Here is a 12,301-nt window from a genome sequence, read left to right as displayed (position 1 = left end):
TGCCGAGTGTCCACGGGTCCCCGCCGTGGCTACAGCGGTCATGACAGGTCTGAAACTACCTCACGGGCGCGGCTGCGGGCCCACGATTCCGCCTCTAGTATCGCTTCGACTGTACCCGGTTGCCCAAAGTCGGGCGCTGCGGCGAGGACAGTGTCGATGGTGTCGACGATGCCCAGGAATGGCAGACGGGATTCCCGGAAGGCGGCCACTGCCTCTTCATTCGCGGCGTTGTAGATGGCCGGTAGGGTTCCGCCAGCTTTGCCTGCGGCTTTGGCTAGTCCCACTGCGGGAAAGGCCTCGTGATCTAGCGGCTGGAACGTCCAGGTGTGCGCTTTCGACCAGTCGACTGGGGGTGCGGCCTCGGCAAGACGGTCGGGCCAGGCTAGCGCGTGGGCGATGGGCAGGCGCATGTCGGGTGGGGAGGCCTGGGCGATGGTGGAGCCGTCGACGAATTCGACCATGGAGTGGATGATCGACTGAGGATGAACGACTACGTCTATGTCGTCGTAGTCGAAACCGAACATTTCGGCCGCTTCGATGACTTCGAGGGCTTTGTTGACCATGGTGGCGGAGTTAATGGTGACCACTGGCCCCATGTCCCAGGTCGGATGCGCTAGGGCGTCGTTGAGGGTTACTTCGCCCAGTTGGCTGCGGCTGCGGCCTCGGAAGGGCCCCCCGGAGGCAGTGAGAACGAGGCGGGCGACCTGGTCGTCTCGCCCGGCCCGCAGGCATTGGGCCAAGGCGGAGTGTTCGGAGTCCACTGGCACTATTTGTCCGCTTTGCGCCACGGCGCGCACCAGTGGCCCCCCGGCGACAAGGGATTCCTTATTGGCGAGGATGAGTTGACTGCCTGCTTTGAGGGCGGCCAGAGTCGGGGCGAGTCCAATGGAGCCACTCATGCCGTTGAGGACACTGTGGGCGGGCCAAGCGGCGAGTTCTGCCATTGCCGAGGGACCAGCGAGAATTTTCGGCATGCGGAATTGACCGGCCGCGTAGTCGCGTCTCTTGGCTTCGGCGTACAGGTGCAGCTGGAGGTCTTCGAAAGCTCGGGAGTCGGCGATGGCGACGACGTCGACATCGAGGCTAACCGCTTGTTGGGCCAGCAGCTTTGGGTTGTTGCCACCTGCGCCGATGCCGACGATGTTGAGAGTGTCGGGGTTGCGCCGGGCGACATCGATGGCTTGGGTGCCAATGGAGCCAGTGGAGCCGAGGAGGACGATATTGCGAGGATTCACGCCCCCATTATCAATGACGCTATTTGGAGCGCCATTTGGCTATGTCGCGTAACTCGACTGCGGCACTGTGAATATCTGGAGCGTGCGGCTTGCTGTCGGTGGTGACGAGTGGGAACTGGAGTTCCTCGGCCAGTACGAGGTGGCGTTGTATGGGTTGAAGGTGTGGCGAAACTCCCAGGTCCGGTCGGCCAGCGAGGCGAGGCTGAAACGCGTCTGCGCCACGACGAGCTCCCGCAGATAATCTCACACGGTCATGTCGGCCATCGTGGCACGCTTCTTCAGCAGCGCGAAGACTTCTGCGGGCAGATCAGTGATCTCGACCTTTCCCATATCTGACCCGTAGAGGCTTATGCGCTCCCTTGGCAGGGTTATGGGACGAATGTTGCCGAGTCGTGGTGACAAGGGCCAGGTGGCTGACTTAGCGGAAGACGACAGTTTTCGAGCCGTTGAGGATGATGCGACCGTCCAGGTGGGCGGCGAGGCCGCGGGCGAGGACGGCGTTTTCGAGGTCATGTCCGGCGGCGGCGAGGTCGGCGGGGGTCATGGCGTGGTCGACGCGAGTGACCTCCTGCTCGATGATTGGGCCTTCGTCCAGGTCGGCGGTGACGTAGTGGCACGTGGCCCCGATGAGCTTGACACCTCGGTCGAATGCCTGGTGGTAGGGCCGCGCGCCCTTGAAGCTGGGGAGAAAGGAATGGTGGATGTTGATAATGCGGCCGGGTAGCTTCTCGCAGACGGAGTTGGACAAGATCTGCATGTAACGAGCCAGGACCACCACGTCGACCCGGTGTTGGGTGACCAAGTCGAGTAGTCGGCGTTCTTGGTCATCCTTGTTCTGGGGCGTGATGCTGAGGTGGTGGAAGGGAACGTCGGCGGCTTCGGCCAATCCTCTCCAATCGGCATGGTTGGACACCACGGCCCCCACTTCGCCGCGCAACGCGCCGATGCGGAATCGGTAGAGCAGATCGTTGAGGCAATGGCCCTGTTTGGAGGCCATGATGAGCACCCGGGGCCTGTCTTGGCGGTCGACTAGTTGCCACTCCATCCCGAATTCGCGGGCAATCTCGGCGAATCCCACGGCCAGCTCGTCCCGGCTGGCCTGCGAGGAAAATTTGACGCGCATGAAGAATCGGGAGGTGGAGGAGTCGGAGAACTGCTGAGAGTCCTCGATGTTGCCAGCCCGGCGGGTCAGGTAGCCGGAGACGGCATAGACAATGCCCAGCCGGTCGTCACAGGAGAGGGTGAGGATGTATTCGCGCGTCATCGATTGAATGATACTGGCTGCGGTCTGCCAGTATCACCGGCGGTGATTTCATCCTCACCTGTGGGAGTATTCGCCGGCAAAGGCTTTTGCGGTCAGTCTGCGGCTTTCGTCGAGGTCGGCTTCTCAGCGTCTGCTTTCGCGGAGCGTTCGAGGCCATAGCTGGAGTAGAGCTTCGCCAGTGGGCCGGGCACCCACCAGTTGGCGCGCCCCAGCAGGCGCATCGTCGAGGGCACCAGCAGCATCCGCACCACCGTCGCGTCCAGGAAGATGGCGACGGCCATACCGACACCGACCATCTTCATCATGACGATGCTGGATAGCGAGAAGGCCCCGACGACGACTATGAGGATGATCGCGGCGGCGGTGATGATGCCTCCGGTGCGCTGCATGGCCCGCAGCACGGCGGTACGATTGTCGGCCCCGTTGTCCCACTCCTCCCGGGCGCGCGACAGGAGGAAGACCTCATAGTCGGTCGACAGAGCGAACAGGATCACCAGCATCAAGATCAGGTTCGTCGGGTCGATGTAGCCGGTGGCCTCAAAGAACAGGATTCCGGACAGGTTGCCGTATTGGAAGATCCACACGACGATGCCGATGCACGCGCCCAAGGACAGTAGGTTCATCAGGATCGCCTTGATCGGCAGGATGATCGAACCGAAGGCCAGGAACAACAGTATGAAGGTGACCACGGCGATGTAGATGACCAGCGCCGGGACGTTATCGCGGATGTCGGCGAGCATGTCGACCAGGTAGGCGGTCTCGCCGGTGACTTCCAGTTGGGCACCGGCGATGTCCAGGTCGCGGATGTCGTGCACGATGTGGCGGGCTTCGGGGCTAAACGAGTCGACCTCATAGCCGACCTCGAAGAGCGTGTGCGTCTCAGTCGTATCAATGCGAACGACGTCCTCGACATTGGAGACGGCCCTTAGACCCGCGAGGACCTGTTCGAGGACGGCATCGGATTCGACCTCCACCATGACGGTGGAGACTTCATTTTCCTGACCGGGGAAGTCTTCTCTGAGCGTCTCGATGACGAGGCGCGGTTCCGAACCGGGGGGCAAAGTGGTTTCGTTGACGCCGCCGAAGGAGGCGTTGAACGCCGGGATCGCCAGCGCGCCCAGCCCGAGGGCGACGGCCACGAGCACGAGGATGGGCCGGGCCATGACCGCCGATCCGACCCGGTACCAGAAGCCCTCGCTGTCGCCACCTGAACGCTTCTCCTGTTTGCGCAATACCTTCAGCTTGTCGATGCGATGTCCCAAGAGGTAGAGCATCGCCGGGAGCACCACCATCGCGCCCAGCATCGCCACGCCGACGGCGGCCATGACTCCATAGGCGATGCCGTGCAGGAATGGCAGCGGAATGAAGAGCAGGCCCGCCATACACAGCACGATGATGAGCCCGGAGACACCGACGGTGCGGCCGGCGGTGGCAACCGTGTTGAGGACAGCGGTGCGTTTGTCGCGTCCGGCGGCCAGCTCTTCGCGGAAGCGGCGCAGAACGAATAGGCAATAGTCGATGGACATGCCCAGACCGATGATGGTGATGACATTGACGGCGAACACCGACACATCGACGAAGTAGGTGAGCACGCGGGTGATGGCGAGGCCACCGAGAATCGCCATCCCGGCAATGATCATGGGCATCAGGGCGGCTACGACCGCACCGAAGACCAGCACCATTATGATCAACAACAGGGGCAGCGAGATGATCTCGGCTATGATCAGGTCGTTTTTGACGGTGTCGCCGATTTCGGAGAACATGGCGGCCGGGCCGCCCAGCTGCGTCGTCACTCCTTCGGCTGGGGCGACCTCCTCAACGAGCCGGAAGTCGCTGAGCATTCCGTCTTCATCGGAGCTGTGGAATTCGACGGCCACGAACGTGGAGTGACGGTCAGTGGAGACGAATTGATCCAGGCCGGTGTTGAAATAAGAGGTGGCGCTGGAGACGGGGCTCAACGCCGCGACTTCATCTACTGATGAGGTGACGGCGGCGGCGAATTCGTCATCGTCGACGGTCAATTCAGCGTGCGAGTACAAGATCAACACTTCGGCGCCGTTATGACCAAAACGCTCCTCGATGTCGGCGGAGGTGACCACGGACGGGGCATCGGGGTTGACGAAGCCGCCATCGGCCAGGTCGTCGAAGACACCGGTACCCCATGCGGCGCCGACCGCATAAATCGCCACGAGCGCGGCGACGATGAACCACCGAGTCTTAATGATGGTGGTACCCAGCCAACGAAACACTGTGGGGACTCCTAACGCGCGGTCGCGGCGAAATGGCGCGCCCCAACTTTGCGCCAACTCCTCAAAGTGAGGGTCCGTCGGAAAGTATGGAGCGGGTTTAGGCTACTACCGCCTCGCCTCAATCCCGCACAGCACTGGGCCGCATTGAGGCGTGATCCGAACCCTCCGAAGGCTCACCGCTGGTGGGACGTTCCCAGAGGTCAACGTCCCACCAGCGGGCTGAGCTGGTCGCCTCGGCTCTATCGTCGCGAGGAGACGAGCTCTGGTTTCCCTTCTTGGCTTGGTATGGGCGCGTCAGGCCCTTCCTTCAGGCCGTATTTCGCATACAACTTCGCCAGTGGGCCGGGCACCCACCAGTTGGCGCGCCCCAGCAGGCGCATCGTCGAGGGCACCAGCAGCATCCGCACCACCGTCGCGTCCAGGAAGATCGCCAACGCCATGCCCAGACCCAGCATCTTCATGAAGACGACGCCAGAGAAGGTGATCGCTCCAACGACGACGATGAGCACTGCGGCGGCGGCGGTGATGATGCCTCCGGTGCGCTGCATGGCCCGCAGCACGGCGGTACGATTGTCGGCCCCGTTGTCCCACTCCTCCCGGACCCGGGACAGCAGGAAGACCTCATAGTCGGTCGACAGAGCGAACAGGATCACGGCCATGAGAATGATGTTGGATGGTTCCAGGTAGCCGGAGGCATCGAAGCCCAGCATGGTCGACAGGTTGCCGTCTTGGAAGATCCACACCACCACACCGATCGCGGCGGCTAGGGAGATGAAGTTCATCAGCACGGCTTTGATCGGCAAGATGATGGAACCGAATGCGAAGAACAGCAGCAACATGGTGATGCCGACGACGTAGGCGGCCATGTATGGCAGGTTGTCGAGGATGTCCTCGAAGGTGTCGGTCAGTTCGGCGGGTCCCCCGGCCACGATGACCTCGGTCCCGGCCAGGTCCAGCTCACGCAGGTCCGAGGCCAGGTCGCGCGCTTGGGCACTGAATGGGTCGAGGTCGTAGGAGACTTGCAGGAGGGTGGCCTCGCCGTTGCCGTTGACCGGCTGCACGGAGTGGACACCGCGTAGCAGGCTGATCTCGTGGACTGCCTGGTCGAGGATATTTTCTGTCCCACCATCGAGCATGACCGACATCTGGTTCAGGTGCCCGCCGGGGAAGTCCGAGGCGAGGGTCTCGGTGACGGTACGGGATTCGGTTCCCGCCGGTAGCACTCGTTCGTCGACGCCTCCGAAGGCCGCCGACAGCACTGGCGAGGCCATGAGTGCCAGCAGCGCGGTGACACCGACGAGTACGAACACGGGTCGGCGCATGACCACATCTCCCACGCGTGACCAGAAACCAGTGTCGGTGGCGCGTTTCTTATTGGTCCAGGGGAAGGCGAGTTTGTCGACACGGTGTCCCAAGAGATAGAGCACGGCGGGGAGGACGACCATCGCGCCGAGCATGGCGACTCCAACGGCGGCCATGACTCCATAGGCGATGCCGTGCAGGAATGGCAGGGGCACGAACAGCAACCCGACCATGCTCAAGATGATGATGAGCCCGGAGACGCCGACGGTGCGGCCGGCGGTGGCAACCGTGTTGAGGACAGCGGTGCGTTTGTCGCGTCCGGCGGCCAGTTCTTCGCGGAAGCGTTTCAGCACGAACAGGGAATAGTCGATGGACATGCCCAGACCGATGATGGTGATGACGTTGACGGCGAAAATCGACACATCGGTGAACTGCGCGATGATGCGGGTGACGGTAAAGCCGCCGAGTATGGCCATTCCGGCGATCATGAGCGGCATGGACGCGGCCACCAGGGCGCCGAAGACAAGCACCATGATCAGTAGCAGGAGTGGCAGGGAGAAAAGTTCGGCGGTGATCAGGTCGTCTTGGACTTGAGTGTTGATGTCGTGGAAGATCGCAGCTCCTCCACCTAGCGCGGTGTCGAGCCCGTCGGCGGCAAAGTGATGTTTGATGGAGTCGAAGGTCGCGGCGAGCTCGTTCTCGCTTCCGCCGCTGAGGCCGATTGTGGCAAAGGTAGCGTTACCCTCCGTTGACACGAACGCCTCGGCGCCAGTGTTGAAGTATGAGGTCACGCTGGAGACTTCGGGCAGCGCGGCGATGAGGTCCAACTGTTCGGATGCCGAGACAGCGAACTGCGGGTCCTCGACGGTGAGGTCAGGTGAGGAATACAGGACGATGACGTCGGCATCTTGACTACCAAAGGTTTCGGTGATGCGTTCGGTGGCGACCACTGACGGCGCGTCGGGGTTGACGAAGCCTCCGTCAGACACATCGTCGAACAGCCCGGTGCCCCACGCCGCGCCGACGGCGTAAATGGCGACGGTCATGGCGACAATGAGCCAGCGTACTTTGATGACTGTTTTGCCCAAGGCGGCAAACATGATGATCTCCTCGTGGTGCTCGCCGTACGGCGGCTCAACGAATCGCGGCGGCTCAGGTGTCGGTTCGGCGCTCACGAAGCTTTTTCTCGGGCGTTTCGTGCGGTGGCTTCGGGCGCGAACTCGAGTTGGTGAGCCGATGCGGCCAAGTCGTCTGGACAGCGGCGGGGTCAGTACTTAGGATGTAATCAGTGAATATTTTACGAACACCGTTAACTAAACCTAACACTGTTTGATTAGTCAACAGTGATTTCAGCTGGATATGGAAGAGGAAGAGTGAGTTCAGACACGCCAGGGACGCCCAGTCGGCGCGAGCGTTTGCGGGCCGACACCATCGCGGAAATCAAAGGCAGCGCCCGGACACAGCTGCTTGACTCCGGGCCCAGCGGTGTGTCGCTGCGGGCGATCGCCCGCGACATCGGGATGTCCCCCGCAGCCATCTATCGCTACTTCACCAGCATCGACGAGCTCATGGCACAGCTGTGCGTCGACATTTACGGGGAACTACAGGCCACCGCCGAGGCCGCTCGCGATGCGCTCCCCTCCCACGACTACGTAGGGCGCACCTTTGCCATCATCCGGGCCTTTCGGCACTGGGCGGTGGCAAACCCCGCGGAGTTCAGCCTCATTTTCGCCTCCAATTTGGCCGGAGCGAAGTGCTACACCTTCGATCACCCCAGTGAGCTACCGCCCGACCAGCTGAAAATCATGGAGGCCTCGCTGAAGTTTTCGTCGATGTTCGGCCCGGAACTAACCGCCTACCACCAGCAGATCAAGGCAGAAGGCCGCCACCGCACCGTCAACGTGCTGTTTCCCCCCCTGTCAGAGGGGCTCCGCACCGAGATCCGAGCGTGCAATCAACAAGTCAAGGCCGACCTGCCAGACGACCTTGGCTACCTGTTCTTGTCCTATTGGGTACGCATATATGGCCTGATCGCGATGGAAATCTTCGGACACCTACCGATCAGCGAAAACATCGACGAATACTACGACGCCGAAATGAAGATCATGGCGCTGCAAATGGGCATCGACCCCACCGACCTCGAGGGACGCTGAACACGTTGTGGGGCCCGGACGCGTACGTCCGGGCCCCACAACGTGACGTTTGACTAACTTGAGCTTGCCGATGGCCGCCTCGATAGCCTCGCGCAGCGCAGGTCCTGACACCTGCGCCTTCAGGTCTTCCATAATCGGAGCCATGAACACGTCCGGCCCCGGCTCGCCAATAATGGGCGTGAGCGTCCCCAACGCTGCCTGGCCAGCCGGAGAGGGCATCAGTGGAGTGCGCAGTTGCAGGCCCCTGACGGCCGCCAACAGTTCCACCGAAAGCACGCTGGCCATATTGTCCAACACGATGCGCAGCTTATGTCCGGATGCCCAACCCATCGACACATGGTCTTCTTGCATGCCGGAGGTCGGCACCGTGTCAACCGAAGCCGGAGACGCCAGGCGGCGATTCTCCGCCACGATTCCGGCAGCGGTGTACTGGGTGATCATGAGCCCGGAGTTCACCCCCGGATCAGGGGTGAGGAACGCGGGCAGATCCCTCGAACGCGCCACGTCCAACAGCCGGTCCACGCGCCGTTCCGAGATCGACGCGACATCGGCAGCGGCGATCGCGAGGAAATCGAGCGCATATGCCAAGGGAGCCCCATGGAAGTTCCCCGTCGACTCCACCCGGCCATCATCGAGCACCACTGGATTGTCCACAACAGAGGCCAGCTCCCGTCGAGCCACCTGCCACCCGTAATCGACCACGTCCCGAGCCGCACCGGCCACCTGCGGGGCACAGCGCATCGAATAGGCATCCTGTACCGCGTGTTCCAAGTCATCCCGGTGCGAGTCCATAATGGCCGACCCTTGCAGCAGCGCGTGAATGTTCGCGGCGCTGGCGGCCTGGCCCGGATGGGGCCGAATCTCGTGCAACTCTCTTTGGAATGGCCGATCGGTACCCAGCATCGCCTCCACCGACAACGCGGCGGTCACATCCGCCATCGTCAACAGGTGAGCCATGTCTTCCAAAGCCAGGATCAACATGGCCAACATGCCATCGGTGCCGTTGATGAGAGCAAGGCCCTCCTTGGCCGCCAACTCAATCGGACGCAGCCCCGCCTCGGCCAACGCGTGCGCCGCCTCGACGCGAGCGCCGTCCTTCCCCACGACCCACCCCTCGCCAAGCAGCACCATCGCGCAGTGAGCCAACGGAGCGAGGTCACCAGAGGCACCCAACGACCCATGCCGCGGAACCCATGGCGTGATGTCGGCATTGAGCATGTCCACGATCGACTGCGCGACTTGCGGACGCACCCCCGAGGAGCCCTTCGCCAACGAACGCACCCGTAGCAAGGCCATCGCCCTAACGACTTCACGCGGCATCGGATCACCCGAGCCCGCCGCGTGGGAACGGATAAGAGCGTGCTGCAATTCGGCACGACGTTCCGGAGCCACGAACGTGTTCGCCAAAGCACCGAAACCAGTGGAAACACCATAGACAGGTCGGCCCTGACGTTCGATGTCATCGATATGGGCTCGACTACGGTTCATGGCCTCCACGGCGTCTGCGGCAAGGCTGACGCGAGCCGTGCCGCGCGCCACGGCCACCACATCGGCCGCTTCAATGCCATTTTGACTGATGGTCACGGTGTTCATCTGGTCTCCTCGTGTCTGAATGGGCAGGGTGTTGGCAAGTGAAAGTGATGGCTAGCGCGCCCGATAGAGAACCTCACCGGCACCAATGACAGCTGCCATCAGGTCGGTTCCGGGACGGTAGGCCAAATGCACATGGGAAGGCGCGTCCAAGATCGCCAGGTCCGCACGAGCGCCTACCCGAATCGCGCCAATGTCGGTGCGCCACAGGGCCTTTGCGCCCCCGGCGGTAGCCGCGAGCACGGCCTCGGTCGGAGTCATACCCATGTCGCGCACCGCCAACGCTATGCAAAACGGCATGCTGCTGGTGTAGGACGAACCGGGGTTGCAGTCAGTGGCCAAAGCGACCTCGACCCCGGCATCGAGAAGGCGCCGAGCGTCAGGGTAGGGCGACCGAGTCGAAAACTCCGCTCCCGGCAACAAGGTCGCCACAGTGTTGCCTTGGGCAAGCGCGTCGACATCGGCGTCCGACAAATGGGTGCAGTGATCAGCCGAGGCGGCGTCGAGCTCCACGGCCAGTTGCACCCCAGGGCCCTGGGTCAGCTGATTGGCATGCACCCGTGGCAGCAGCCCCGCCTTCATTCCGGCGGTGAGAACGGCGCGAGCTTGCTCACCGTCGAAGGCTCCCCGTTCACAAAACACGTCGACCCACTTGGCCTTCGGCGCAGCCGAAGCCAGCATGTCGGTGATGACCAGATCCACATAGGCGTCCGCGTCGGTGTCAGCGGGTACGGTGTGCGCCCCAAGGAAGGTGGTCTCGGAGGTGAATTCACCGGCGATGTTGAGTTGGCGGACCTCGTCGCGCACCGAAAGCCCGTAGCCGGACTTGATTTCGACGGTGGTCGTCCCCTGACGGGCCATCTCACCCATAATGCGTTGGGCTGTGGCCCGCAACTGCGCGTCAGAAGCCTCCCGGGTCGAGGCAACCGTGGTACGGATGCCGCCACCGGTGTAGGGCTCCCCGGCCATACGGGCGGCGAACTCAGCGGCGCGATCTTGTGCGAAAACGATGTGCGAGTGACTGTCGACGAAACCGGGCAGGACCGCCCCACCCTGGGCATCGAAGCGATCATCGGCCTCAGGAGCCCCCGCAGTGGGTCCGACATACGCGAAGCGCCCCTTATCGATGACCACCGCGGCGTCGCGGAGAATGCCCTCCTCGGTGGCAGTGAACAATTCGCCAATGTTGTCGATCAGAAGTGTCATGAACTCACATCTCCAATGGCGGCCGCAAGTTCGCGGCCCACGTCAAGATCCAGGTGGCGGCCCTCAGAGACCACCACACGGCCATCAATAACCACATGATGCACGTCTGCGGCGTTGCCCGCCAAAAGAACGCCATCGATCTGCGCCCCCGCCGTGCGCGGGGAGTCGGTCACCACGCTCACAAGGTCAGCGCGCATCCCCACCTCAATGCAACCGGCGTCATCCCAGCCCAAAGCCGCGTGACCGGCGTCAGTGGCGGCACTGAGCATCTGACCGGGCGTGAAATGCCCACGTTGCTCACTGGCAAGTCGCTCATGCATCTCCAGCGCCCGCGCTTCCTCGAACAAGTCGACGATCGCGTGGCTATCCGAACCCAACGACAGCGGAGACCCCGCGTCGGCGAGCGCACGAGCCGGGCCAATCCCATCGGCCAAATCTCGTTCGGTCGTAGGGCACAAGCACACGCCACTACCGGTCGAACCCAACAGCCGAATGTCATTGGCGCTCAGGTGCGTCGCGTGCACAGCCGTCAAATTAGGCCGCAAAAGTCCGTGCTCGGCCAACAACTGCGTTGGAGTCAGACCGTGGAGAGCCCGGCAGGCCTCATTCTCGGCCCGTTGTTCAGACAAATGCACATGCACCGGCATGTCTGCGGTGAACTCGGCGAACGACTCCAGCGCCTCGGCGGGGACTGCCCGCACCGAATGCGCCGCCGCCCCCAGCACCACATGCTCGGGAACCTCCAACGCCGCCACGCGCGACCACCAGGATTCGACGTCTCCGTCACTGAAGCGACGCTGCGAGGCCGACAATTCTTGATCGAAACCGCCACTGAGGTAGAGCGTGTCCAACAGCGTCAGACGAACCCCGGCATCGGCGGCCGCCGCGATGAGGGCCTGCCCCATCGCATTGGGATCGGCAAACCGCTTACCGTCGAGGTCATGGTGTAGGTAGTGAAACTCACCGACACACGTAACCCCAGTCAAAGCCATCTCCGCGTAAGCGGCGCGGGCCAGCCGATAGTACGAATCCGGATTGAGCCGGTCGGCCACCGCATACATGCGTTCCCGCCAGGTCCAGAATGTGCCGCGTTCGGCATGAGTACGGCCGCGCAAGGCTCGATGAAATGCGTGCGAGTGAGCATTCGCCAACCCCGGCAACGTCAAACCGGATAGCTCCACCGCTCCTTCGGGTTTCGGTCCTGTCGCCACAGCGCGGATGTATCCGGCCTCAACCTCGATCGCCACCTGAGCGGTCGGCCCGTTCTCCAACCACGCCCACTGAGCCCAGTAGGTAACCATG

Annotated in this window: 8 protein-coding genes and 1 pseudogene; 1 reads left to right on the top strand and 8 read right to left on the bottom strand. The window is 62.6% G+C overall.

Features of this window, described 5'->3' with window-relative positions; all coding sequences use genetic code 11:
• Positions 1–38: 38 nt before the first annotated feature.
• From dxr to JQS30_RS04805, 5 genes are all read right to left on the bottom strand, one after another.
• Entirely contained in the window at positions 39–1,235 is a 1,197-nt protein-coding gene (gene dxr, locus JQS30_RS04825) for a 1-deoxy-D-xylulose-5-phosphate reductoisomerase (RefSeq protein WP_246498061.1), read from the bottom strand.
• Positions 1,236–1,478: 243 nt separating this feature from the next.
• The gene (locus JQS30_RS04820; RefSeq protein ID WP_213172244.1) at positions 1,479–1,637 is read right to left on the bottom strand and encodes a hypothetical protein; all 159 of its coding nucleotides are present in this window, start codon (positions 1,635–1,637) and stop codon (positions 1,479–1,481) included.
• Between the two features lie 16 nt (positions 1,638–1,653).
• Positions 1,654–2,499, bottom strand: a complete 846-nt coding sequence (purU, locus tag JQS30_RS04815) for a formyltetrahydrofolate deformylase (protein WP_213172243.1) — start codon at positions 2,497–2,499, stop codon at positions 1,654–1,656.
• Between the two features lie 92 nt (positions 2,500–2,591).
• The gene (locus JQS30_RS04810) at positions 2,592–4,748 is read right to left on the bottom strand and encodes an MMPL family transporter (RefSeq protein ID WP_213172242.1); all 2,157 of its coding nucleotides are present in this window, start codon (positions 4,746–4,748) and stop codon (positions 2,592–2,594) included.
• 239 nt (positions 4,749–4,987) lie between these two features.
• Complete coding sequence (locus JQS30_RS04805) at positions 4,988–7,225, bottom strand: MMPL family transporter (protein WP_246498060.1); 2,238 nt, start codon at positions 7,223–7,225, stop codon at positions 4,988–4,990.
• A 198-nt stretch (positions 7,226–7,423) separates the two neighbouring features.
• On the opposite strand from JQS30_RS04805, the gene JQS30_RS04800 reads away from it, so the two are divergent.
• Positions 7,424–8,203: a TetR/AcrR family transcriptional regulator gene (locus tag JQS30_RS04800; RefSeq protein WP_213172241.1), complete on the top strand. Its 780-nt coding sequence runs from the start codon at positions 7,424–7,426 to the stop codon at positions 8,201–8,203.
• A gap of 60 nt (positions 8,204–8,263) precedes the next feature.
• Here JQS30_RS04800 and hutH read toward each other — a convergent pair.
• The 3 genes and pseudogenes from hutH to JQS30_RS04785 form a co-directional block, all read right to left on the bottom strand.
• A pseudogene (gene hutH, locus JQS30_RS04795) lies at positions 8,264–9,796 on the bottom strand (histidine ammonia-lyase); the annotation flags it as partial.
• Between the two features lie 51 nt (positions 9,797–9,847).
• Positions 9,848–10,999, bottom strand: a complete 1,152-nt coding sequence (hutI, locus tag JQS30_RS04790) for an imidazolonepropionase (RefSeq protein WP_213172239.1) — start codon at positions 10,997–10,999, stop codon at positions 9,848–9,850.
• On the bottom strand, positions 10,996–12,300 hold the full coding sequence (locus tag JQS30_RS04785; RefSeq protein WP_213172238.1) for a formimidoylglutamate deiminase: 1,305 nt from the start codon (positions 12,298–12,300) through the stop codon (positions 10,996–10,998). Before JQS30_RS04785 ends, hutI begins: the two co-directional genes overlap by 4 nt.
• Position 12,301 lies beyond the last annotated feature (1 nt).

Origin of the sequence: Natronoglycomyces albus (assembly GCF_016925535.1) — a bacterium.
GTDB classification, from domain to species: domain Bacteria; phylum Actinomycetota; class Actinomycetes; order Mycobacteriales; family Micromonosporaceae; genus Natronoglycomyces; species Natronoglycomyces albus.
The sequence above is the reverse complement of the archived record's forward strand: the minus strand, read 5'-3'. Positions and strand labels throughout refer to the sequence as shown.

Excerpts from the sequence above, each read along its gene's own strand:
- purU (WP_213172243.1), bottom strand. The coding sequence starts at position 2,499 with ATGACGCGCGAATACATCCTCACCCTCTCCTGTGACGACCGGCTGGGC.
- hutI (WP_213172239.1), bottom strand. The coding sequence starts at position 10,999 with ATGACACTTCTGATCGACAACATTGGCGAATTGTTCACTGCCACCGAG.
- JQS30_RS04785 (WP_213172238.1), bottom strand. The coding sequence starts at position 12,300 with ATGGTTACCTACTGGGCTCAGTGGGCGTGGTTGGAGAACGGGCCGACC.